We start from the raw sequence: 24,085 nt of genomic DNA, 5'->3' as shown, positions 1-24,085 counted from the left end.
TTGGCCCGAGTCGAAGTGCGCTGAGGCCGGGATCGTTCCCGTCATCAACCAAGGGGGGCGCGTAAAGTTTGGCGGCGATTGTACTGGTCTGGCTCTTTAAACGATAGGGCAATAAGGCCGCACCGACGCATTGCCGGTATCAACGGACAGATTTTCACATTTGAAAGCTAACAATTGGTTACAGACGATGGCTAAAATGCCATCTTTCACTTGATGCCGAACGTCGGCATCGGCTCAAGGACGGGTCATCGGGCCCGCTGTTTGGTTTTCAGACGCTGCACAAGCCCCACAGGCCATTGGCCGCCAGGGGGCGCAGTTTGTTCACCTCTGACGTGTGACGATTTCCGTGAAGCTCATCATTGCCGCTGTGTACCTTGTTTCCATCGCCTATGTCCACCTGCGCGGTCGCGTGCGCCACAAACTGGGCCGTCAACTGAGCGACCACTCGACGTTCCTGGCGCCGATCAATTGCTTCCTTTATCTGTTCTCGAAGATCCCCAACAAGCCGTTTCTCAACCCGGCGGATTTTCCCGACCTGACGCCGCTGCAGACCCACTGGGAAGAAATTCGCGCCGAAGGCCAGAATTTGCTGAAGGCGGGGGAAATCAAGCGCTCCAACGATTACGACGACGTTGGTTTCAACTCCTTCTTCAAGACCGGATGGAAGCGCTTCTACCTCAAGTGGTACGGCGACAGCCACCCGTCGGCGATGAAACTCTGCCCGCGCACCACCGAACTGGTGCAGGGCATCGGCTCGATCAAGGCGGCGATGTTCGCCGAGTTGCCGCCGGGGTCGAAACTGGTTCGCCATCGCGATCCGTATGCCGGTTCCTATCGTTACCACCTGGGCCTGGAAACGCCCAATGATGCCGGTTGCTACATCAATGTCGATGGCGAGAACTATCACTGGCGCGATGGTGAGGCGGTGATGTTCGACGAAACGTTTATTCATTACGCGGAAAACACCACCGGGCAGAACCGCATCATCCTGTTCTGCGACGTTGAGCGACCGATGAAATACCGCTGGGCGGCGGCGTTCAATGGCTGGTTCAGCCGCAATGTCATGTCGGCTGCCGGTGCGCCGAACGAGGCGGGGGACAAGACGGGTGGGATCAACCGGCTGTTTGGCAAGATCTACAAGGTTCGCCTGCACGGCAAGGCGTTGAAGAAGCGCAATCGCAAGCTGTATTACCTGCAGAAGTGGGCGTTTTTTGGTGGGTTGCTGGCGATTTTTGTTGTGATCTGAGGACGCCTTCGCTGGCAAGCCAGCTCCTACAGAGATTGGCGGTGCACACAAAACCTGTAGGAGCTGGCTTGCCAGCGAAGAGGCCGGAACATCCAACACATCACTTGCTGACTTTCTTCCTCGCCGCCGGCTTGGTCGTCGACTTGGGCTTGGCAGGCGCCTTGGCCGCCCCCTTGCCCCCCAGGCTTCGCTTGAGCAACTCGGTCAAATCAATCACATCCGCCGTCTTGCGCTCCTCTTCGCCCGTGGCCGTTTCAACATCCTCGATCTTGCCTTCATGGGCTTTCTTGTCCACCAGGGCCATGATCTTGTCTTCGAATTCGTCCCGGTAATCCTCCGGCGACCACTCGACACTCATGTCCTGCACCAGGCGCTTGGCCATGTCCAGTTCGCCCTTGGCCAGCTCGGCCTTTGTCACATCGGGGCCCAATGCCAGTTCGTCCAGGCTGCGAACCTCCGCCGGCCAGCGCAGTTTGACCAGGACCATGGCCTTTTCCAGCGGCATCAAGGCCGCCAGGTACTGGCGGGTATGCAGCACCACGCGGGCGAGCGCGACTTTGTTGGTCTTGGTCAGGGTTTCGCGCAACAGGGCGTAGACTTTGCCTCCGCGTTTGTCCGGTGCCAGATAATAGGGCGTGTCGATGTTCTGCAGCGGGATCTGCTCGGCGTCGACAAAGGCAAAGATATCGATGGTCTGGGTCGACAGGGGATGCGCCGAGCGAATTTCTTCTTCGCTGAGCACCACGTATCGGCCTTTTTCGTACTGCACGCCTTTGACGATGTGCTCTTTGGTGACTTCCTTGCCGGTGACCTTGTTGACGCGCTTATAGCCCACCGGGTCCATGCTGCGGCTGTCGAGCCAGTCGAAATCCACCCCTTGGGAGGACGTCGCCGAGACCAGCGCCACAGGAATATGCACCAGCCCGAAACTGATCGCGCCTTTCCAGATTGCCCGTGCCATGGTCGTCTTCCCGAAAGTGATGATCAGGTGACCTTGGGCTCTGCGCAAAAGTTTCAGCGGCCTGCGGCCCGGTCCTGGCCGCGCATCAACTTCGTGTTACATCTTGCCGGCAAGGTTTGTGTTAACAAATCCGAACCCCAGGCGTAGCGTGCTATCGAAGACTTTATTCACGCACAGGTCGAGAGGCATCCCATGAATCGATACGTACCTGGCCTTATCGTGCTGGCATTGAGCGGCGTACTCGGTCATGCGGCACAGGCCGACGTCGCTTCGCCCGGCGCTCCGTTGCAGGTGGCGCAAAACCTTCCGGGCAGCACCAACAATAATCCCTACAACAGCCCGATCCGCCGGGCCAATCCAAACAGCATGCAGGGCACGCAACCCAATGCCCCTGCCATCCATGGGCCGAATACCGTGCCGGTGCCACGTCCGCCCACCCTCGACAACGGTGGCATCGGCAATCGCTACCCCCAAGGCTCGGCCCCCACCAGTGCCCCGAAGTTCATCCCCAATCCACCTCCCCGCAGCCCTTGAAAGAGAGGCAGCTGCCTGTATCCATGACAAAAGGAATCGTGCATGTTGCGTAAAACCCTCCTGGCCACTTTCTGCGCCAGCACCTTGTTCGCCGTCAGCCTGCCTGTTCTCGCAACGACTGCCCGGGACATGCAAAGCGAGCAGGGCACCCTTGAGCTCACGCCGATCGCGACCGGACTTGAGCATCCCTGGTCATTGGCCTTTCTGCCTGATCGCCAGGGCATGCTGGTCACCGAACGTCCGGGCAACCTGCGCGTGGTAACGGCCGAGGGCAAATTGTCGGCGCCACTCAATGGCGTGCCCAAGGTCTGGGCCAAGGGGCAGGGCGGCTTGCTGGATGTGGCGCTGTCACCCGACTTCAAGCAAGACCGGATGATCTACCTGTCCTATGCCGAAGGTGGCGGTCAGGGTGACAAGGCCGGTACCGCGGTCGGTCGCGGACGGTTGTCCGAAGACCTGACGACACTGAAGGATTTCCGGGTGATCTTCCGCCAGGAGCCCAAGCTCTCGGTCGGCAACCATTTTGGTTCGCGGCTGGTGTTCGACCGGGATGGCTATCTGTTCATTACCCTGGGGGAAAACAACGACCGGCCCACCGCTCAGGACCTCGACAAGTTGCAGGGCAAGGTCGTCAGGATCTATCCGGACGGCAAGGTGCCCGAGGACAACCCCTTTGTCGGACAAGCCGGCGTGCGCCCGGAAATATGGGCCTACGGTGTGCGTAACCCGCAAGGGGCGGCGCTCAACCCCTGGACCGGCACGCTCTGGGAAAACGAACACGGTCCGCAGGGCGGTGATGAGGTCAACATCATCGAGCGCGGCAAGAACTACGGCTGGCCGCTGGCCACCCACGGCATCAATTACTCGGGTCAGCCAATCCCGGAAGCCAACGGCAAGATCGCCGAAGGCACCGTCGGGCCGCACCATGTCTGGGAAAAATCCCCTGGCCTGAGCGGCCTGGCCTTCTACGACGGCGACCGTTTCAAGGCCTGGCGGCACAACGCGTTCATTGGCGCGCTGGTCACCCGGGAGCTGATTCGCCTGCAGTTCGACGGCGACAAGGTGGTTCACGAAGAGCGCTTGCTGGGCGAACTCGACAAGCGCATCCGTGATGTCCGACAGGGCCCGGATGGATATTTGTATGTACTGACCGATGAAGAGGATGGTGGGCTGTACAGGGTGGGATTGAAGTAAAGGCCTGGCTCCCACATTCGACCGAGATCAAGTGTGGGAGCGAGCTTGCTCGCGATGGCTATCTTGAAATCGAACCATTGACTTGCCATCCACGCCCGGATATTTTCCGGACATGACTTCCACCGTATTGCGCTGCCAGCCAAGCATTATTACCGCCATTCCTCATTTGGCGGGCTAGCTCACGACTGCAGCACCCAACCCGCCCTTGAGGCGGGTTTTCATTTTCTGTCTCGGGGCTCTGATCAATGTCAGGAGACGATCATGACCAGTGTGCCCGCCCAACAAACCCTGCTTGAGCATTACGTCAAGAAAATCCTTGCCGCGCCGGTCTATGAACTGGCGGTGCGCACTCCCTTGCAACCAGCTCCGGCGTTGTCCGCAGCCTTGGGCAATCAGATCCTGCTTAAACGCGAAGATTTGCAACCGACCTTTTCCTTCAAGATCCGGGGTGCCTACAACAAGCTCGTACAATTGAGTGCTGAGCAACAGGCGCGGGGCGTGGTGACGGCTTCGGCAGGCAATCACGCCCAGGGGGTGGCGTTGGCGGCGCGTGAGCTGGGGATCGAAGCGACAATTGTGATGCCCGCGACGACACCGGAATTGAAGGTGCTCGGAGTGAGCAGTCGTGGCGCACAGGCGTTGTTGCACGGCGAGAGTTTTCCGTTTGCCCTGGCCTATGCGCTGGATCTGGCGGAAAAAACCGGCAAGACCTTTGTTTCGCCCTTCGACGACCCTGATGTGATTGCCGGGCAGGGCACCGTGGCCATGGAGATCCTGCGCCAGCACCAAGGTCCGCTGGACGCGATCTTCGTACCGGTGGGCGGTGGCGGCCTGATCGCCGGCATCGCGGCGTACATCAAATACCTGCGGCCAGAAGTGCGCATCATCGGCGTCGAGTCGGAACATTCCGCTTGCTTGAAAGCGGCGCTGGAGGCCGATCAACGTGTCGTCCTGCCCCACGTCGGCACCTTCGCCGATGGGGTGGCGGTCGCCCAGATCGGTGCCCATGGTTTCGAGGTATGCCGGTTTTGCGTCGATGAGGTGCTGACCGTCAGCAATGATGAGCTTTGCGCTGCAATAAAGAATATCTATGACGATACCCGCTCGATCGCCGAACCTTCCGGTGCATTGGCGGTGGCGGGCATCAAGAAGTACGTGGCGAGAAGCAAGACCCGCGGCCAGACGTTCATCGCCATCGAGTCGGGTGCCAATATCAATTTCGACAGTTTGCGCCATGTCGCCGAGCGTGCCGCGTTGTGCGACACGCTCGCTTGATGCATGTAAGGCCTACTCCGCGACGGCTTTATCGACCTTGCTGGAGGCTGACCAGACCCGGTAGCGCACCTCGATGTCCTTGGGGACGTAGAGCACGATCGGCAGCTTGCTGTTATAGCGCAGCATGAAACCGTCGCCGACCACCGGCACGAACGCCTGCGTGCTCTTGCCATCGGGGCAGGCCATCAGGGTGCTCATCGGGCCGATGACTTTGTCCAGGCGATAGAACGGATAGCCCCAGCCTTCGAGGTTCTTCTCTTCGAGAATGCCGCCCAGGCGCTGGCGATTGCAGTCGTCTGCCAGGGTCTTGCCGGCAAGGATCTCGACCTGGAAATCGTCTTCACGGGTTTGTGGCGTGAGGTGGATGACCTGGCGGGTGAAACCGCTGTCCGGTTTCGGGAAGGGTGCGACGTCTTCGAGTTTTGCCCCGTGGACGATGCCGGACAGCGTGACGGCAATCAGCCCGACGGTGGTACTGATGGTCGATGAACCCATGATGCCTCCTTGCGAATGTGTGGGGTGAGCGGATACTGGATCGGCTGGCGGCCATTCTCGACGGCGCCGGCGGTCAATGCAAATCCTTCGCCCAGCGTGCAAATTGCAGGACCGGCACAAGCCGTTTTTGCAGATTGCACGACCATTTTTACGAGACCTTACAATAAGCCCTTGATTTACCGATGAGCTGCACAGCGAAATTCAGGGCATGTTTTATGCTGTAGCTGTTCTCAAGCTGACCGGGATTCCATATGAGTCAGCGTCGATAGTTAATTGGCAGTCTCACAACGGAGAGGGTCGCCATGTTTCTTTCTGCCTTGGAACTTCGCAATATCATTGAAAGCAGTTTTCTACCAAAACGCTGTCAATGCACGCTGTCGCCTGACTTGTCCATGACTGTAAAAGTGTTTACCGATCGTGAAACCGATCAACTCGATCTTTTGAAAACCGGTATCGACGCCCAGCAACTCAATGGCTGTCGGGAAATCAACGAACTGATCGCCGTTCTGCGTTCCGATCTCCAAAACCACTACACGGAACCCGGGCATAGCCAGGGCATGCGCAAAGCGCTTTAAGCGGTTGTTTCAAATTCTGCCGATTCGCGCCGGGTCTGGAAAAACGCCAGGCCCAGCGCCAGTTCAACCCCGACTGCCAGCAGGATACCCGGACCGGCATGGCCATTGAGCCATTCGCCGAAACCCAGTATCGCCAGCCCCCAGCAGCCCACCACAAAGCCAATGGCCAATGCCTGGCGAGACGCGGAGGGCGCCTGGTTGCGCACCAGATAGAACATCACCCCCAATGCTGCGAACAGTACTGCTATGCGTCGTGCAATGAGGCCTGCGGTCGGCGAGTATTCAATATCCCAGGTGGCCAGCAGCCAGTCGGGCATGACGCCCCAGGCCAGTGCCAGCAGCAAACACAAAGCGGCGGTTGATGTCGATAACGTACGAAACGACAACTGCATGGCGAATCCTTGCGGCAGTGAGGAAGCGCCTGAGCATAGCGCCTGAAATTCCCCACGAGTACCGCAAGGCGTTAAATCAGAATTTTCCTTCAGTTCTGATAACTGCAAGCGTCAGACAGTTTTCGGTAGGCGACTTCTGCAGGCTGGCCCGATTGTGAGTCGATGTACTTCATCGTCGCCGTAATCACTTCGCAGTCCAGGGTCGTGGGTTCGCTCAGCGCAATCACTTTGCCCACGTGCAATGGCATGCCGTAGTGATAGGAGGGCACGTTTTGTGTGGCGGGGTCATTGGCCTGGGCAATGCCGGTCGATGCGGCACAGACAAGGGCGATTGAAACGAGCAGGGCGCGCGAGTTCATGGGGTGATCTCCAGTGCAGGTGCAAGTGAGCTCGACGTATCGTCGAGCCTGCCGCACTGGGCGTCAGAGGACTCTGAGGGCGTGCGGTCCAGTAGAGTGTTGGACTGCGCGATTAAGCATTGGTTAAAGCCAGTTGAATGCCGCCTGTCGTCAAACCACTACCGTTCGGCGAAAAACAATACGGTCACTTTTCAGACTAAAGTCGTCTGCAGCAAGAAAAAGCGTTCTGCCATCATTGTCGTTCACCCCGCGTTTCACTTCAGCCCGGTCTGTTACCTGACCGGATGAAGGCTATTTCTGGCTGATTGCGCCCTGGCGCAAACGCTGCATTGTTGGAGCTTTTTAATGCGTCCCCCCTTTACGTTCATCTTCGCGCGCCAGTCATTCGGCTTCGGCGCCCTGGTGCTGTGCGCCGGTTTTACCGGGCCGGCCCAGGCGAGCGGCTTTATCGACGACACCACGGCGAACATCGAATCACGCACGGTGTATTTCAACCGCGACTTCCGTGACGGCCACACCTCCAACGAGCAGGGCGCGTCCAAACGCGAAGAGTCGGCCCAGGGTTTCATTCTCAATCTGCAATCGGGGTTCACCGAAGGCACACTGGGTTTTGGTGTCGATGCATTGGGCATGGCGGGGTTCAAGCTCGACTCCAGTCCCGACAGCAGTAACAGCGGCCTGCTGCCGTCCAGCGGCAGTAACCCGCGGGGTTCGGCGGACGAATACACCAAGCTCGGCCTGACCGCCAAGGTGCGCGTGTCGCAGAGCATACTGAAGTACGGCGCGCTGCTGCCGGATGTGCCGCTGCTCAAGTACAACGATGGCCGCCTGCTGCCGACGATGTTCAATGGCGCGATGCTCACGTCCAGGGAAGTGAAGGACCTGAATGTCATGGCCGCGCGCCTGGACAAGTACACCGCCCGGGACTCCACTGATTCCCAGGACATTCGCGTGCACTGCAAGAACAAGCGTTATGCCTGCAACATCACCGCCGATCATTTCGACATGTACGGCTTCGACTACAAGATCAACGATCGGCTGACGGGGCAGTACCACTATGCCGAACTGGAAGACATCTACCGACAGCATTTCCTCGGCTTGCTGGCCAACCAGCCGCTGGCTGGCGGCGTGCTCAAGGCCGATCTGCGTTTGCTCAAGAGTGCCGACAGCGGAGAGGCCCGCGCCGGTTCCATCGACAACCGCGCCCTGAGCACCTTGCTCGCCTACGCCATCAGCGGCCATACGTTCAGCGCTGGCTGGCAGCGCATGAACGGCGATAACTCGATGCCGTACCTCGATGGCAGCAATCCGTACCTGGTCAACTACGTGCAGGTCAACGACTTCGCCGCGGCGCAGGAACGCTCGTGGCAGTTGCGCTACGACTATGACTTCAAGGCCATCGGCCTCAACGGCCTGACGTTCCTGACCCGCTATGTCAACGGAGATCACATCAAGGTGCCGGGTAGCGATCAGGAAGGCAAGGAGTGGGAGCGCGACAGCGAGCTCAAGTATGTGGTGCAGGGCGGGACGTTCAAGGATGTCAGCCTGCGGTTGCGCAATGCGACCTATCGCAGCAATTACGCGCAGTACGCCCGGGATGTGGACGAGACGCGGGTGATCGTCAGCTACAACTTCTCGGTGTTGTGACCTTGAGTTTGGCGGTGTGAGGTATACCGCTTTCGCGAGCAAGCCCGCTCCCACATTGGATATCGGTGGACACGAATTTGTGTTCAACAACGATCCATTGTGGGAGCGGGCTTGCTCGCGAAGGGGCCGTCACATTCAATGCAAATCCAGCTGATGCCGATATGGCAAATCCGGCCCGGTCTTGCTGCATGTCAATGCCGCCGCCTGCACCGCAAACCTCAGCATCGCCTCGATCTGCTGGCGACTCAATTGCCGCACCCCCTCGACCGAGTCCAGCCGCTGCTCGGTCAGCCAGCTGATCAATGCGGCCTGGAAGGTATCGCCGGCACCCACGGTGTCGGCAATCTTCACGGCACAGGCCGGCACCGACCACGAACCGTGGACCCGACTGAACACCGTCGCACCTTCGCCACCACGGGTGAGGAACACCAGTTGGCAGCGGTGTTGCAACCAGCCCTCGATCACCCGCGCCGGGTCCTGTTCGGGGTACAGCAGGCTCAGGTCCTCATCGCTGACCTTGATCAGGTCGGCATGTTCGACCAGAGTGGCCACCCGCGAACGCCACAGCTCGATGTTCGGTTCAGGGTTGAGCCGCACGTTCGGATCAAGGCTGATCAGGCGCTTGCCGCTTTCCCGGCGTACCAGCTCCAGCAGCGTGTCGCCAATCGGTTGCACCACCAGGGAAAACGAACCGATGTGCAAACCCCGCACTTCAGGTCCCAACGCCGGCAAGTGCCCGGGCTGAAGTTGTCGATCGGCGCAGCCGTCGCCGCGGAAACTGTAGTGCGGCGAGCCATTGGCCCCCACGGCGACCATCGCCAGGGTGGTCGGTGCGGCGAAATCCACCAGATAGTCGGTGCATACGCCTTCCTCCTCCAGCACCTGGAGCAAACGCCGGCCGAGGTAGTCGGTGGACAACCCGGCAAACAGCGCAGCGTCCATGCCCAGGCGGCACAAACCCACCGCAACGTTGAACGGCGAGCCGCCGGCAATTGCCTTGAAATTCACTTTTGAAGCCAGGCCGCTGACCTCGTTTTCACTGAAGAAATCGAACAGCGCTTCGCCACACACCAGGTACATAGTTGATCGCTCTTTAAAGGGTTGCGACATGCCGTTGATAGCGTTCGTAGGCCAACTGGGAGGCGGCCACGTTTTCTGCAATGGGCCAGGTTTCACTGGCCGGATCGAGCCTCACGCAGCGTTCGCACAGATCCGCAAGACTGTCCTCATGCCCGTTTGCCGAGGACGTGCACCACGCCGCCTGGATCGCCGCGCCCAGGGAGCCGGCTTCGCTTTGCTCGGGGCAGACGACGGGCATGTTCAGGGTGTCGGCGACGATCTGCCGCCACACCGCGCTTTTCGAGCCGCCACCGATCAGGCAGATGCGCAGGCTTTGTAAGCCATTGTGGTGCAGCAGGTCCAGCCCATGACGCAAACCGAAGGTCGTGCCCTCGACCACGGCGCGACACAGATTGGCCCTTGTCAGGTTGCCCATGGTCAGGCCCAGCACGCTACCGGTGGCGTGGGGCAGCGCGGGGACACGTTCGCCGTTGAGGAACGGCAGCATGCTGACCCCTTCGGCGCCAATGGGGGCCTGGGCAACGAGGGCGTTGAAAGTTTCGATATCCAGTTCGAGCAGCTCGCGAACAGCCGTGGTGGCGTTTGTCAGGTTCATGGTGCAGATCAACGGCAACCAACCGCCGCTGGAGGAACAGAACGTAGCGACGGTCGTGTCCGGGCTGATCTTCGGTTGCTCGGCGTAGGCATACACCGTGCCGGACGATCCGAGGCTCATGGTGATGGCGCCAGGCTTGATGTTGCCGGTGCCGATGGCGCCCATCATGTTGTCGCCACCGCCGCTCGATACCAGCGCATGCGGGTTGATGCCCAGGTGTTCGGCGATCCCCGGCAGCACCGTGCCCACCGCGTGGTGGGCATCGATCAGTTCCGGCAGCGCGGCTTGCAGACGCCCGGTGGGATCGATGTCGCGCAGCAGCTGCAAATCCCACTGGCGGGTGCGCACATTGAAATAGCCGGTGCCCGAGGCATCGCCGTACTCGCTGCAACGGCGACCGGTGAGCCAGAAATTCAGGTAGTCGTGGGGCATCAGAATGTGTGCGATTCGGGCAAATACCTCGGGGTGCTGCTCTTTGGTCCAGAGCAATTTTGACACCGTGTAGCCCGGCGCAATGACCACGCCGAGGCGTTCCAGCGAGCCTTTTTCGCCGCCCAGATGCTTGAGCAGTCGATCGTTCTCTGCTGTGGTTTCGGTGTCGCACCAGAGCTTGGCCGGGCGCAGGGCCTGGCCTTGATCGTCGAGCAGTACCAGGCCATGTTGCTGGCCGGAAACGCCGATGCCGAGGATGTCCTGGCCGTCGACCTGCGCCGCCAGCAACGCACGACGGGTGGCTAGGGTGAAAGCGTCCAGCCACTGCGCCGTGTCCTGTTCGCGACGACCGTTGGCGCCGCTGATCAGTTCATGCGCGGCGGCACCCTGGCCCAGCACCTGGCCGCTGAGCGCATCGAGGATGATGGCTTTGGTGCCTTGGGTGCCGCAGTCGATGCCGAGGAATAATTGTTGGTTTGCCATGGCAGGTCCTTGGTGTGTCAGGTTGATCTCGGTGAAGTCATTCGCGAGCAAGCCCGCTCCCACAGGAGATCTTCAGCGGACACAAATAATGTGGGAGCGGGCTTGCTCGCGAAGACGGCAATGGCTACACCACCGACATCACGCCAGAATCCGCTCCAACGTCCGCGTCACCCCAACCTCGCGCAAACTGTTGCAACACCACTCAAACGCCGCCACAAACTCCGGCGAGCGCGGAATCGCCTTACCAAAAATCTCCTCAACCGCCAACAATCGTTGGGTAATCAATACATCATCCACCACCAGCGCCTGACAGAACGCCGCCCGCGGGTCCGCAATGGCGTAGGTATCGCCATTCTCATCCACCCCCTTCAGATACAAGGCCCACGCCGCCACCACCAGCGCCGCTCGCCGGGTGTCCCTGCCATCGGCCAGCAAGCGGTTGATGGTCGGTACGGTGAATTTGGCAAACTTCGACGAGCCGTCCGAACACACGCGCTCCAGTTGATCGGCAATCGCCTGGTTGGAGAAGCGCGCCACCAGGGTGTTCTTGTACTCGGTCAGGTCGATGCCCGGCACCGGCGACAGTTGCGGCGTGACGTCCAGGTCCATGTAGGCACGCATGTAGCGCACGAACAGCGGGTCATTCATGGTCTCGTGGACGAAGCGGTAACCCTTGAGAAAACCCAGATAGGTCAGGGCCAGGTGACTGCCGTTGAGCAGCTTGATCTTCATCTCTTCATAGGGCGTGACGTCGTCGGTGAACTGCACGCCGACCTTTTCCCAGGCCGGGCGACCGTTGACGAACTTGTCCTCCAGCACCCACTGCACGAACGGTTCGCAGACCACCGGCCAGGCGTCGTCCACACCGTGCTGGTCGGCCAGTTGCAGGCGGTGTTGGGTGCTGGTCATCGGCGTGATGCGATCGACCATGGCGTTGGGGAAGCTCACGTGGCCCTCGATCCAGTCGCGCAGATCGCAATCGCGCAGGGCAGCGAAGGCCAGCAGGGCCTTGCGGGTGACCGCGCCGTTGTGCGGCAGGTTATCGCAGGACATCAAGGTGAAGGCCGGTGTGCCTGCCGCGCGGCGTTTGGCCAGCGCGGCGCACAGGAAGCCGAACACGGTTGTCGGCGCATTCGGGTGCGCCAGGTCGTGCTGGACCTGCGGCAGGTGGGCCATGAACTCGCCGTTGCTGTCATCGATACAGTAGCCGCCTTCGGTGATGGTCAGCGAAACGATGCGGATCTCGGGGCTGGCGAGTTTGTCGATCAGCGCCTGGGCATCGTCTTCGGCCAGCAGCATGTCGCGGATCGCACCGATGACGCGCACTTGGGTGTCGTCGCTGTCGCCGAGTTCGAACAGGGTGAACAGGTAGTCCTGTTCCCGCAGGTCATCCCGGGCGCGACGATCTTCGCTGCGCAAGCCGATGCCGCAGATGGCCCAGTCCAGGTCAACGCCGGTGTTCATCAACGCATCGGTGTAATACGCCTGGTGGGCGCGGTGGAAACCGCCGACACCGATGTGCGCAATGCCCTGGCGGGTGTCACTCAGGGCGTAGGCGGGCAGGACCACCTCGGGGGCGAGGCGCTGCAGGTTGTTTTTATCGAGTTTCATCACAGGCTCTCTGAGTCAGGCGGCGACGCGCAACGGGCGGGTCAGCGCCACGCCGTCGGCATCGAACAAATGGCAGTGGCTGGCGTCCAGGTGCAGGCTCAGGGTCTCGCCGTAGCGGCTGGCCAGGTCGCCGCGAACGCGCAGGGTCAGCGCTTCGCCGGACGCGGTGCGCACGTGGCAGAAGGTGTCGCTGCCCAGGCGTTCGCTGACGTCGGCGGTGACTTGCAGCGTGCAGTCACCGGGCGTGGCCAGTTGCAGGTGTTCCGGGCGAATGCCCAGGGTGACTGCGCCGCCGACCCTCAGGCTCGCGCCGCTGAGCGGCAGGCTGATGCGGGTGCCGGCGTCCAGTTGCACTTCGCAGCCCTGGCCGTCGATCCGGCTGACCTGGCCCTTGAGGAAGCCCATTTTCGGTGTGCCGAGAAAGCCTGCGACAAACAGGTTGGCCGGCTGGTGATAGAGGTCCAGCGGCGAGCCGACCTGTTCGATTTTGCCGCCATTGAGCACCACGACCTTGTCGGCCATGGTCATCGCTTCGACCTGGTCGTGGGTCACGTAGATCATCGTCGCTTGCAGGTCCTTGTGCAGGCGCAGCAGTTCAAGGCGCATCTGCACCCGCAGCGCGGCGTCGAGGTTGGACAGGGGTTCGTCGAACAGGAAAATCTTCGGGTTGCGCACGATCGCCCGGCCGATCGCCACGCGCTGACGTTGTCCGCCGGACAGTTGCTTGGGCTTGCGTTCGAGCATCGGCCCGAGTTCGAGGATGCGCGCCGCCTCACCGACTTTTTTCTCGACCTCGGCTTTTGGCACTCCGGCCAGGTCGAGGGCAAACGACATGTTCTTGCGCACGCTCATGTGCGGGTACAGGGCGTAGGTCTGGAACACCATCGCCAGGTCGCGTTTGGCCGGGCTGACTTCAGTGATGTCGCGGCCGTCGAGTTCGATGGTGCCGCCGCTGACTTCCTCCAGCCCCGCGATCAGGCGCAGCAGGGTGGATTTGCCGCAACCTGACGGGCCGACGAATACCACGAATTCCTTGTCGTTCACTTCAAGGTCGATGCCCTTGATGATGGAAAAGCCTTCGAAACCTTTTTGCAGATTCTTGATTTTCAGGTTGGCCATGATCATGGGCCTCCGATTGTTGTTATTCGTTACACCGGACGGTTTTCTGTAGGAGCGAGCTTGCTCGCGAAAAACATCCAGACAATGAGTTCTTTCAGGCAGCGCGCGTCATCGTTCACGCCCATCGCGAGCAAGCTCGCTCCTACAGGGGATCGCGTGGGGCCGGCAAATCGCGTTATTTCACGGCGCCAAACGACAGCCCGCGGACCAATTGTTTCTGGCTGATCCAGCCGAAGATCAGGATCGGTGCACAGGCCAGGGTCGACACTGCCGACAACTTGGCCCAGAACAAGCCTTCGGGACTTGAGTACGAGGCGATCAACGCGGTCAGGGGCGCGGCTTTCGAGGAGGTCAGGTTCAGCGACCAGAAGGCCTCGTTCCAGCACAGGATCAGCGACAGCAGCACGGTCGAGGCCAGGCCACCCTTGGCGATCGGCAGCAGGACCCGGAGCATTTCCTGCGCCAGCGTTGCGCCATCCAGTCGAGCGGCTTCGAGGATGTCCCTGGGGATGTCCTTGAAGTAGGTGTAAACCATCCAGACCACGATCGGCAGGTTGATCAGGGTGTAGATCACGATCAGCGCGATGCGCGTATCGAGCAGGCCGAAACTCTTGGCCAGCAGGTAGATCGGCATCAGCACACCCACCGGCGGCAGCATCTTGGTGGAGAGCATCCACAGCAGCGTGCCCTTGGTGCGCTGGGTTTCGTAGAACGCCATGGAGTACGCCGCCGGCACCGCGATCAAGAGGCACAGCGCCGTGGCGCTGAAGGAAATCACCACCGAGTTCCAGGCGAAACTGAAGTAGTCGCTGCGCTCGTTGATGTGCAGGTAGTTCTCCAGGGTCGGGGTGAAGATGAACTGCGGCGGCGTGGCAAAGGCATCGATTTCAGTCTTGAAACTGGTCAGCACCATCCAGAAGATCGGGAAGAAGACCAGGATCGCGATGGCCCAGGCCAGGGTGCCCAGCAGCAGGCTTTGCAGGCGACGGGATTGTTGAAGGGTCATGGCGCGGGCCTCAGGCTTTGTCAGTCAGGTTTTTGCCGATCATCCGGATCAGGACGATGGCCGCGATGTTGGCAATCACCACGGCGATCAAGCCGCCCGCGGACGCCATGCCGACGTCGAACTGCACCAGCGCCTGGTTGTAGATCAGGTAGGCGAGGTTGGTCGAGGCGTAGCCGGGGCCGCCGTTGGTGGTGGTGAAGATTTCGGCGAACACCGACAGCAGGAAGATGGTTTCGATCATCACCACCACCGCGATCGGTCGCGCCAGGTGCGGCAGGGTCAGGTGCCAGAAGATCGCGATCGGCCCGGCGCCATCGAGGCGCGCGGCTTCCTTTTGTTCCTGGTCGAGGGACTGCATCGCCGTCATCAGGATCAGGATCGCGAAGGGCAGCCATTGCCACGCGACAATGATGATGATCGACAGCAGTGGGTAGTGCGCCAGCCAGTCCACCGGTTGCGCGCCGAACAGCTTCCAGACGTAGGCGAGAATCCCCGACACCGGATGGAAAATCAGGTTCTTCCAGATCAGCGCGCCGACCGTGGGCATGATGAAAAACGGCGAGATCAGCATGACCCGCACGATGCCGCGACCGAGAAACTCACTGGCCTCCAGCAGGGCACTGATCAACACGCCGAGCACCACGCTGATCAGCAGCACGCTGCCCACCAGCAGCAAGGTATTGGTAGCCCCGGGCATGAAGCCCGAGTCGGTCAGGAAGTAGCTGAAGTTTTCCAGCCCGACGAACTCGTTTTCACCTGGATTGAGCAGGTTGTAGCGAATCAGCGAAAAGTACAGGGTCATGCCCAGCGGCACGATCATCCACAACAGCAGCAACGCTACCGAAGGGCTGACGAGGAACCAGCCGGGGTTTGCCAGCCGGCTTTTGCGCAGTGGCTGAGGTATTTCCATGTGAGCTTTGGCAGTAGACGTATTCATGGTGATCACAACCGATTAATGGCAGGCATATGAAGATCAACTGTGGGAGCGGGCTTGCTCGCGAAAGCAACATTCCAGACGCTGAAGATGCATCGGATGTACTGGCCTCTTCGCGAGCAAGCCCGCTCCCACATTGAATACGGGGTTACTTCGGATAACCCGCGCGCTTCATCTCGCGTTCAGTGGTTTGCTGGGCCGCTGCCAGCGCCTGGTCAACGGTGGTCTGGCCGATCAGCGCCGCCGAGAACGCTTTGCCCACCTGGGTCCCGATGCCCTGGAACTCCGGGATGGTCACCAACTGAATGCCGATGTAGGGCACCGGTTTCAGGGTCGGCTTGCCCGGGTCCGCCGCCTTGAGCGATTCCAGCGTGACCTTGGCAAAGGGCGCGGCGCTCAGGTAGGCCTCGCTGTAAGTAGACGCCCGGGTGCCTGGCGGCACGTTGGCGATGCCGTCTTTTTCCGCGACCAGTGCCCCGTATTCCTTTGAAGTGGCCCACGCACTGAAGGTCTTTGCCGCTTCCTTGGCCTTGGAACTGGTGGGGATCGCCAGTGCCCAGGAATACAGCCAGGCCGAGCCTTTGTCGGTGACCTCATGGGGCGCGTAGGTGAAACCGACGTGGTCGCTGACCTTGCTCTGGGTCTTGTCGGTGACGAACGAGCCGGCAACGCTGGCATCGACCCAGATCGCGCACTTGCCGCTGTTGAACAGCGCCAGGTTTTCGTTGAAACCGTTGCTCGACGCACCCGGCGGGCCGGACTTCTGCATGGTGCCGACGTAGAAGTTCAGCGCATTTTTCCATTCAGGGCCGTTGAATTCCGGCTTCCACTGCTCGTCGAACCAGCGCGCACCATAGGCATTGGCCACGGTGGTGATCAGGGCCATGTTCTCGCCCCAGCCGGCCTTGCCGCGCAGGCAGATGCCGTACTGTTCTTTGTCCTTGTGGGTGAGTTTGGCGGCGAACTCGGCTATCTGAGTCCAGGTCGGGCGCTCGGGCATGGTCAGGCCGGCGTCCTTGAACAGGTCGGTGCGGTAATAGGTGATCGAGCTTTCAGCGTAGAACGGCAAGGCATACAGCGAACCTTTCACCGACAATCCTTCGCGCACGGATGGGAACACATCGTCCAGATCGTAAGTGGCGGGCAAGTCCTTCATGGGTTCCAGCCAGCCCTTGGCGCCCCACAGCGCCGCTTCGTACATGCCGATGGTCAGCACGTCGAACTGCCCACCCTCGGTCGCGATGTCGGTGGTCAGGCGCTGACGCAGGACGTTCTCCTCGAGCACCACCCAGTTCAGCTTGATGTCCGGATGCTCTGCCTCGAAAGTTTTCGACAGCTTTTGCATGCGAATCATGTCGCTGTTGTTGACGGTGGCGATGGTCAGGGTCTGGGCGCCAAGGCTGACGCTACTGAGGGTCATGCAGGTGAGGGCGAGCAGGGCTTTTACAGAAGGTTGCATCGTGCACTCCTTTTCTGCACCCGGAGGGCCACAGAAGGACAGTTATTGTTTTTGTGTCTTCCGAAGGTTGGAAGAATGTGCAGCGATTACAGCCTTGAATGGCGGGCGAGACAAATCATCCATCGCACTTGGACTGATACTATTTTGCACCTGCAAAAGCAAAAATCGCAGCCTGCGGCAGCTCCTACAGGGGAATGCATTCCAATGTAGGAGCTGCCGAAGGCTGCGATCTTTTGATCTTTGCGCTATCCCTGATTCTGCTCGGTCAACCGCTGCACCACCAACCGCCGATAATGCGAAGGGGTCATGCCCTTTAGCTGCTGAAAACGCCGGTTGAAGTTGGAAATATTGTTGAAGCCCGATTCGAAGCACACATCGGTCACGGGTTTGTCGCCATCGGCCAGCAGCTCACAGGACTTGCTGATGCGCAGTCGATTGACGAACTCGATGAAGCAGCGCCCGGTGGCCTGCTTGAACACGCGACTGAAGTAGGTCGGCTTCATGCCAAGATGCCCGGCAACTTCCTCAAGCGGCAACTCGCGGGCGTAGTGGGCGAAGATGTAATCCACCGCGCGGTTGGTGCGGTCGATGCTGTGCTCGTCGGCCAGCTGCGGCGTCGTGGCGCCGGACAGCAACTGGTAATCGTCAGAAGCGGCCAGCAGTTCCAGCAGAATGAAAAAGTGCCCGAGGCGGGTCACGCCCTGGGTATCGGCGATGCGCTGCATCAACTCCATCGCCTTGCCGATCGTGTGCTTGCAGCGAAACTCGATGCCGTACTGCGCGCGCTCCAGCAGGGGCGCCAAGGTCTTGAGCTCGGCAAATACCTGATAGCCACTGTCGAACAGCTCGTCGGTGAAGTTGACCAGCATGTCGCGCTTGGGCACCACTTCATCTTCGGCCACCTGGCTGATCCAGTTGTGGGGCAGGTTGGGGCCGGTGAGGAACAGGGTTTGCGGGTGGAAGTTACCGATGTAGTCGCCGATGAACACCTTGCCTGAACTGGCGACGATCAGGTGCAGCTCGTACTCCTTGTGAAAATGCCAGCGTACCAGGGGACACGGGAATCCGTGCTGGCGATAGATGATGGACAACCCGTTATGGTCGTCCATCAGTTCATAGGAAGGGTCGGTAACGCGGGTGGCTCGGCTCATGTCGGGGCGCTTATATTGTTATCGCACCTCGATCATGCCTCTTTCACAGGCGAATAGGCCAGGGCGTTATGTGGATAGAGGTCGCGACAACAGGGCGCTGCCATAAACGGCCTTCATGCTCGTGGCACTCCAGCAATAACGCACGATGTTGGACTCTTCGAAGAAGTCGAGGTTGATGATGCTGCAGCGTGTGACCCAGTCGCGTGTTGGGTTGAACCAGTCGTTGATCTCGTCCTTGATCTTCTGCGGCCCGCCCAAAAAGCCATAGCTGGTGGCTGACAACGACCAGAGGAAGGATGTGAAAGGTACGGATGCCAGCGTGCTGGAGATGTGGCGCTTCAGGTCCAGGGTATCGGCAAAGGACATGCCGCTCCACTTGTGGGTGATGGAAGGCCAGAAATAATCATCGTGCAGCTCGCGGACGACAGGTGCTGCCAATATCACCCTGCGTCGAGTGCTGGTGCGCATGAGCTCGGCCACCGTTTTAGTGGCGTCGCCAGGGGGGATGATGCGTTGTCCGAGACGCCTTATCAGCAGGTCACTCAGCTTTTTATGGGCAAAATACTTCTGGCCGTCGCCCAACTGATGAAAGTCAAACACGATGAACTCGTCAGGGTTCTGATCAAGGAAAGCTGTTGTTGCGTCGATCAATTCATCGAGGGTGCGATGGGACTGGTGACCATTGTGATGGAAGTAGAAGACTGGTTGGTCGAGACCTTCGGTATAGCCAAGTCGAATATCAAACACCCGCGCGCCTTTTGACAATTGCCAGGCAAACGAATCGTTTTGGCAAGTGGTCCAGTTGCCGACGACGACTTCGTAGTTGGGGGCTTGTTTGTCCATGCCGGCGTTATGGGCGCCTGGCCAGACAATGTCAGTCAGTTTCAGGCGTTCGATTTCGAGGCAGTTACTCATCCATCTGTTGGTGTCCAGAGCCCCTCTTTCAGATTGTGTCATTGTCATTCCTTGTGGTTTATTCCACCCCTGCCTTGGGGTGGAGAATAATAAATGGCAGCCATTTATAACCATGTTCAACGGCTGCAACCAACCAAGGCTTGATGCAAGAAATGTCTTTTGCTGTCAGCTATCTGCCTTGTGGCGATTCTTGGCTTCAATCCATTGCGCCATGTATTGGGTACTCTTGTGCTGATGATGACGCAGCATACTGCCGGTAAAGTTGTCTCTTCTGATGGCCACCAGGTGTCGGCGGCAATCCTCGAGCCGTGCGATCAGTGCCGGGCCATGAATACGTGGCTGATAACGACTCGCCAGCAAGTCCAGGCCCAGGGCCTGGGCGCTGAGCCACTGCGCCTTGTCCTGGTAAAGCTCAACGGCACTGTCGGCAAACGACCGGGCAGTGCGGGTGATCGCCCCCGGCCAGGGTTCGTCTGCGTGCATGGCTTCGGCGCCGACGGGTGTGGTGACATTTGGCGTGCCACAGAGCATTGCATCGACAATCTTGCCTTTGATGCCCGCGCCAAAACGCAACGGCGCCATGCACACCCGCGCCGCCGACATCACTTGCAAGGCGTCTTCAGCCCAGTTCATCACATGAAACCCCTGTGCCGCGTTATGCAGCGCGGTGGCCTTGGGCGGTGTGTAGGCGCCGTAGATGTGCAGCTGTGCAGCGGGTAAATGCTGGCGAATCATTGGCCAAATGGTGGTTTTCAACCAGAGCACCGCATCCCAATTGGGGGCATGGCGAAAATTGCCGATGTGAATAAAGTGCGCCCGGTCTTCGAACGGCGCAGGCGCATGGGTGGGCAGGTCCACCATCAGCGGGCACCAATGCAGCAAGCTGCGCGGCAGCTTGAAGTGCTCGACCAGCAACTCGATCTCCACTTCGGAGATCATCAGGTTCAAGTCGCAACGATAGATCGCGGCGATTTCCCGCTTGGCCACGTCGGTCACGGCCATGAATTCGAACTCCTGGCGCAGCGCCGGCGCGAACAGATCGTTGAAGTCATTGTCATCGTCGCTGCCCTTCAACCGATCCTTGAGCCGTTGATGACGGGCATGGCGCAGGCTTTGCAAATCCTGGGTCCCCAGCACGCGCAAGGCATTCGGGCAGTGCGTTTCGACCCGCCAGCCGAATTGTTCTTCCATCATGAATTGTTCGAACAGCACGATATCCGGGGCCAGTTCGCTGATGAATCGGTCGAAACTGCTGTCGTTCAGCTCGATCGGTACTTCACGAATGCCCAGCACCGTCAGGTCTTCCTGATGCTCGCCAGCCCCGGCGGGGCTGCTGAAGGTGACGTCCCAGCCCTGTTGCAGGAAAGCCCCGAGCAGTTGCATCACATACCCACCGGCCGCAGAAGAGCGAGGCTCGGGCCAGACGTAACCAATGACCAGGATTTTGGTTGCGCGGGGCTGATTCATGATTGCGAATTCCTTGATGCGGCCAGGGGCGGGGGAAAAAACGCGCGCATTAAACCACAGCCGGCGAACAGGAGACGGATAGCTGAGCTGACGAAGGGCAGCGCCCTTGATGTGCACCGCCCGTCGACGTCGCTGTTGGGTCAAGTCAAACGTATTGACTCACTCCGCTTATCTCCCGGAAATTGGTGATCTTCCCGCCTCTGGCCCGATTGGAATTAAGTGAGAGTTGGTACCAGTTGTTCGCTGTGTTGCAGATCAGTACATCCGTTGCTTGAGAAAGCTCGCCAATATCCCCCAGGCGGGCAGCTTTCACATCTGCAATATTCAAGGACTTTGCCGCGTTAAATGCATCGAGCGTTCCGCTTACGGATCGAATTTGTCGGGTGGCTTTGCCGGAGGTCTTGATGCCTTGACCCGTGATGAGCAACACGCCATTTTTGCTAATCTTCCCGCCCTTTTTCAAGAGGCTCGGGATGCCATCCAGTGGGTTAATCAGACTCAACGCAAAATTGCCACTGAGCCTGACCAGTTTTACCGATTTTGAAAGAAGGCTACCCGACTTCAAAGCGACGCTGGCAAATTTAGAGGCGACGCCTGCTACAGAGCCAACAACCGCCAGCGCGTCCAGTGCGCATCCAAAAATTCCGGATGCTTCACGGTCAGGGTCAGCCGAAGTCAGATCTTCGATACAGCCCTTGAACGGAATAATCAAATTGAGAACCAGGTCTATATTGTCTTTTGTATTCTTTCGCGCAGCTTCAAGGGGAGCTATGCCATAACCGGCATCGAAAAGTTCATTGTATGTGGCCGGTGGGAAGTGTGAAAGTATTCGCGCTACAGTGCTGCTTGTTCTTTGCGAGAAGAAAGTTTCAAGTTGGCTCCTGGTGTGCGGGGCGTGTTGTGGGGTTTCGTTGGATTCCCATAATTTCTCGACCACCAATTTACCGGTGGCGTTTTTAACGGGTGCCGTGCCCTTGATATAGGCGTTTATATCCAAAGGCCAATCAAGGGCTTGCGTCTGCCATTGCAATCGGTCTTTATCAGTATTGATGCTAGGCTCGAAATATTCAATGGAAGTAGTCAGGAAAATATCGCCAAGATCCTGTCGGCTGTAGCATTCGGCTCGCAGGGTAAATAGTTCATAATAATATTTTTGAAAGTCGTGTTCAGCGCAGATGATCACGCCATAGCGCCCTCTGTATTTGTCTCTCAATCGTTGTGTCTCATGTGTTGCGTGATCGGAGAATTTTTCGCGGACTGTATAAAAGGTCAGGGCACCATATTCCAGGCGAATTCGATCTGTCTCGGGGATTTTTGATAAGGCGAGCTTTAATGCTGTGGATGTTCCTTGTTGTATTTTTTTGAAGTAGTCGTCGAATGTCTTGGCGTATAGAGTCTGGATGTTTTGAAGCATGTAAAAATAAGGTTGGGCTAATTTCAGTCCGTCATGGTAGTCAAGAGTAAAGATGTCTGCGGACATATGGGTTCCCGTCCAGCCCTTATGCATCAAGTCTCCTGACATAAACAACTCATGAATCGATATTGCCTTGCTCCTTGGAAGGTCCTTGTGGCCGTAACGTTTGTCGGTCAGGTATTCACCATCCGGCAAGGCTCTTTTAAGTTCGGCCAAGGCGACTTCTTCGCGCGTAGGAAGGGGGGTATTTATGGCATTGCTGCATTGCTCCAAGGCCTCGGTGTATTGGTTGTAATGAGTCTCGGCGGTGCAGAAGTTTTCAACGGTGTATTCACCGTCAGGACTGTAGGGAAAAAGGCCGTTCACTGCGCCCCAATTAAGCATGTGTGTTATCACGCCGAGCCCGAACAGTTGCTCGAGTTGCTGATCGAAGGGCCCCAGGTCGGCGTAAGACTGTATTTGGTCATAGGTCATGCCCCGCGATGAACCTGGGGCAATGATCTCAACTTTTGCGACAGCAAAGGTATGCATGACCCACGCCGGTGAGCTGATTGTCATGCTGTCCGGAATTTCGTTTACCAGGAATTCAGGTGCCTCGTCAGCGACTAGAATATACGCGGCGAGGGGCGATGCTTTAGCAAGAACAATATTATTGGCAACAAGATGCTCTTCCAGGTTCAGCAAGATTTGAGTGGGGTGTAGATCCGCATTGGCCGGTTGGTAAAGCTCGTAGCCCTGCACACGACCTTTGCTTTCAATTTCACCTACATTCGGATCGATGTTCAGTATGATAGCTGCGATGAGGAGTTGTCGGAGATCCTCATGGCTGGAGGGTTCATCCGAGTCGGTGCCGTACCACTCTAACGCTACAAGGCAGTCTTGCGCGAGATTCATGCCGATCATGCCTTCCATGAACTCGTTGATGTATCGATCCGGGTCGACTTTCAAATCGACTTGTGAATTTTTGTTTTGCTCGACCAGGTTGTTGAGTAATTGGCCTGTTTCACTTAGTTCATACGTTGCCGTTGTGTTTATGATTTTTTCGCGCTGGACAAGAGATAATGCAGTTGGGGAAATTTCCGGGTCTTTTAGAATCTCATAATAGTTTCCTGTGCCTGATAATGCAGGGCGTTCTTTGTTGAAAAAGTCCGTGAGGTTTGCAAGTTGCTGCGCCGTGGACGGCAGAGGATGTCCATAAAATCTGATCCACTGCTCTACGTTGATTTCGTCGGAACTGTAAATGAAGCCGCCCGCGTTTTTCGCGTATTCACTGAGCTCCTCCAGGTGTCGATTGAGGATTTCATTCTCCTTGAGAAGGTCATCGATCTGCATGGGGGTGTCGTCAATCATTACGTGTAGCTCTTTGTTCGAGTTGCACACGTAGATGGCGGATTCGGGCAGGCTCGATAATTCATTCAGGCGATTGAATTCGTCGCTGTTCAATAAATCGTTCAGTTTCGCTTGCCCCGCACGTTGAGCTATTTCTAAAGAGCTTCCAGGGGTGGCAGGGATAAGCAAGTTGCAGAGTTTGAACTCGGCGTTTGCATCGGGAAGGTCATTCACATAACCCTCCAGCGACTCAGTGATGAAATTTTTTTCCAGTTTGTTTACCGTCATTAAGGCATCGATATCGGATTTTAAATTATCAATAGTCGATGTTTTGCGGAAGTCGTATTCAAGGGTGTTCATCAATAAATCCTTTTTTTGATGATTTCACAACAGGGCGCGAGTCTGTGAAGAT

General features: G+C 58.4%; 21 protein-coding genes. 6 read left to right on the top strand and 15 right to left on the bottom strand.

Going from position 1 to position 24,085, the window contains the following annotated elements; all coding sequences use genetic code 11:
• The first annotated feature begins 346 nt into the window (after positions 1-346).
• Positions 347-1,246: a lipid A hydroxylase LpxO gene (gene lpxO / locus NPS56_RS17960; protein ID WP_274075839.1), complete on the top strand. Its 900-nt coding sequence runs from the start codon at positions 347-349 to the stop codon at positions 1,244-1,246.
• A gap of 100 nt (positions 1,247-1,346) precedes the next feature.
• On the opposite strand, the gene NPS56_RS17955 is transcribed toward lpxO, so the two are convergent.
• Positions 1,347-2,207: a Ku protein gene (locus tag NPS56_RS17955; RefSeq protein WP_274075838.1), complete on the bottom strand. Its 861-nt coding sequence runs from the start codon at positions 2,205-2,207 to the stop codon at positions 1,347-1,349.
• Positions 2,208-2,399: 192 nt separating this feature from the next.
• Between NPS56_RS17955 and NPS56_RS17950 the strand changes: the two genes are divergently transcribed.
• From NPS56_RS17950 to ilvA, 3 genes are all read left to right on the top strand, one after another.
• Positions 2,400-2,741 (top strand): hypothetical protein, encoded by a 342-nt coding sequence (locus NPS56_RS17950; protein ID WP_274075837.1) that lies wholly within the window; start codon positions 2,400-2,402, stop codon positions 2,739-2,741.
• A 42-nt stretch (positions 2,742-2,783) separates the two neighbouring features.
• Positions 2,784-3,935 (top strand): PQQ-dependent sugar dehydrogenase, encoded by a 1,152-nt coding sequence (locus tag NPS56_RS17945; RefSeq protein WP_274075836.1) that lies wholly within the window; start codon positions 2,784-2,786, stop codon positions 3,933-3,935.
• A gap of 261 nt (positions 3,936-4,196) precedes the next feature.
• Positions 4,197-5,210 carry a threonine ammonia-lyase, biosynthetic gene (gene ilvA, locus NPS56_RS17940; protein ID WP_274075835.1) on the top strand — a complete coding sequence of 338 codons (1,014 nt, stop codon included), beginning with the start codon at positions 4,197-4,199 and terminating at the stop codon, positions 5,208-5,210.
• Positions 5,211-5,222: 12 nt separating this feature from the next.
• Here the strand turns inward: ilvA and eco are convergent, their stop codons facing one another.
• A complete protein-coding gene (gene eco, locus NPS56_RS17935) occupies positions 5,223-5,705 on the bottom strand; it encodes a serine protease inhibitor ecotin (RefSeq protein ID WP_274075834.1) in 483 nt (160 codons plus the stop codon).
• 302 nt (positions 5,706-6,007) lie between these two features.
• Between eco and NPS56_RS17930 the strand changes: the two genes are divergently transcribed.
• The gene (locus NPS56_RS17930; RefSeq protein ID WP_274075833.1) at positions 6,008-6,280 is read left to right on the top strand and encodes a DUF1652 domain-containing protein; all 273 of its coding nucleotides are present in this window, start codon (positions 6,008-6,010) and stop codon (positions 6,278-6,280) included.
• Here the strand turns inward: NPS56_RS17930 and NPS56_RS17925 are convergent.
• Complete coding sequence (locus NPS56_RS17925; RefSeq protein ID WP_274075832.1) at positions 6,277-6,672, bottom strand: hypothetical protein; 396 nt, start codon at positions 6,670-6,672, stop codon at positions 6,277-6,279. The genes NPS56_RS17930 and NPS56_RS17925 overlap by 4 nt on opposite strands.
• A gap of 89 nt (positions 6,673-6,761) precedes the next feature.
• Positions 6,762-7,031, bottom strand: a complete 270-nt coding sequence (locus NPS56_RS17920) for a DUF2790 domain-containing protein (RefSeq protein WP_274075831.1) — start codon at positions 7,029-7,031, stop codon at positions 6,762-6,764.
• Between the two features lie 345 nt (positions 7,032-7,376).
• Between NPS56_RS17920 and NPS56_RS17915 the strand changes: the two genes are divergently transcribed.
• Positions 7,377-8,678, top strand: a complete 1,302-nt coding sequence (locus tag NPS56_RS17915) for an OprD family porin (protein WP_274075830.1) — start codon at positions 7,377-7,379, stop codon at positions 8,676-8,678.
• Positions 8,679-8,813: 135 nt separating this feature from the next.
• On the opposite strand, the gene NPS56_RS17910 is transcribed toward NPS56_RS17915, so the two are convergent.
• From NPS56_RS17910 to NPS56_RS17860, 11 genes are all read right to left on the bottom strand, one after another.
• Positions 8,814-9,758 carry a carbohydrate kinase family protein gene (locus NPS56_RS17910; RefSeq protein WP_274075829.1) on the bottom strand — a complete coding sequence of 315 codons (945 nt, stop codon included), beginning with the start codon at positions 9,756-9,758 and terminating at the stop codon, positions 8,814-8,816.
• Positions 9,759-9,771: 13 nt separating this feature from the next.
• A complete protein-coding gene (gene xylB / locus NPS56_RS17905) occupies positions 9,772-11,268 on the bottom strand; it encodes a xylulokinase (protein ID WP_274075828.1) in 1,497 nt (498 codons plus the stop codon).
• Between the two features lie 138 nt (positions 11,269-11,406).
• Entirely contained in the window at positions 11,407-12,879 is a 1,473-nt protein-coding gene (locus NPS56_RS17900; protein WP_274075827.1) for a mannitol dehydrogenase family protein, read from the bottom strand.
• Positions 12,880-12,894: 15 nt separating this feature from the next.
• A complete protein-coding gene (locus NPS56_RS17895; RefSeq protein WP_274075826.1) occupies positions 12,895-13,998 on the bottom strand; it encodes an ABC transporter ATP-binding protein in 1,104 nt (367 codons plus the stop codon).
• A gap of 175 nt (positions 13,999-14,173) precedes the next feature.
• Positions 14,174-15,004: a carbohydrate ABC transporter permease gene (locus NPS56_RS17890; protein ID WP_274075825.1), complete on the bottom strand. Its 831-nt coding sequence runs from the start codon at positions 15,002-15,004 to the stop codon at positions 14,174-14,176.
• A 10-nt stretch (positions 15,005-15,014) separates the two neighbouring features.
• Positions 15,015-15,914, bottom strand: a complete 900-nt coding sequence (locus tag NPS56_RS17885) for a carbohydrate ABC transporter permease (protein WP_274075871.1) — start codon at positions 15,912-15,914, stop codon at positions 15,015-15,017.
• A gap of 172 nt (positions 15,915-16,086) precedes the next feature.
• Positions 16,087-17,397, bottom strand: coding sequence for an ABC transporter substrate-binding protein (locus NPS56_RS17880; RefSeq protein WP_274075824.1), 1,311 nt, complete (start codon positions 17,395-17,397; stop codon positions 16,087-16,089).
• 245 nt (positions 17,398-17,642) lie between these two features.
• Positions 17,643-18,548, bottom strand: a complete 906-nt coding sequence (locus NPS56_RS17875; protein ID WP_274075823.1) for an AraC family transcriptional regulator — start codon at positions 18,546-18,548, stop codon at positions 17,643-17,645.
• A 66-nt stretch (positions 18,549-18,614) separates the two neighbouring features.
• Positions 18,615-19,505 carry a phospholipase gene (locus tag NPS56_RS17870; protein WP_274075822.1) on the bottom strand — a complete coding sequence of 297 codons (891 nt, stop codon included), beginning with the start codon at positions 19,503-19,505 and terminating at the stop codon, positions 18,615-18,617.
• 123 nt (positions 19,506-19,628) lie between these two features.
• On the bottom strand, positions 19,629-20,930 hold the full coding sequence (locus tag NPS56_RS17865) for a glycosyltransferase (protein WP_274075821.1): 1,302 nt from the start codon (positions 20,928-20,930) through the stop codon (positions 19,629-19,631).
• Between the two features lie 145 nt (positions 20,931-21,075).
• Positions 21,076-24,033 carry a hypothetical protein gene (locus NPS56_RS17860; protein WP_274075820.1) on the bottom strand — a complete coding sequence of 986 codons (2,958 nt, stop codon included), beginning with the start codon at positions 24,031-24,033 and terminating at the stop codon, positions 21,076-21,078.
• Positions 24,034-24,085: the final 52 nt, after the last annotated feature.

This window comes from Pseudomonas putida, assembly GCF_028682635.1.
GTDB lineage: Bacteria > Pseudomonadota > Gammaproteobacteria > Pseudomonadales > Pseudomonadaceae > Aquipseudomonas > Aquipseudomonas putida_AE.
Note: the sequence above shows the minus strand (reverse complement) of the source record. Positions and strands in the feature narration are given on the sequence as shown.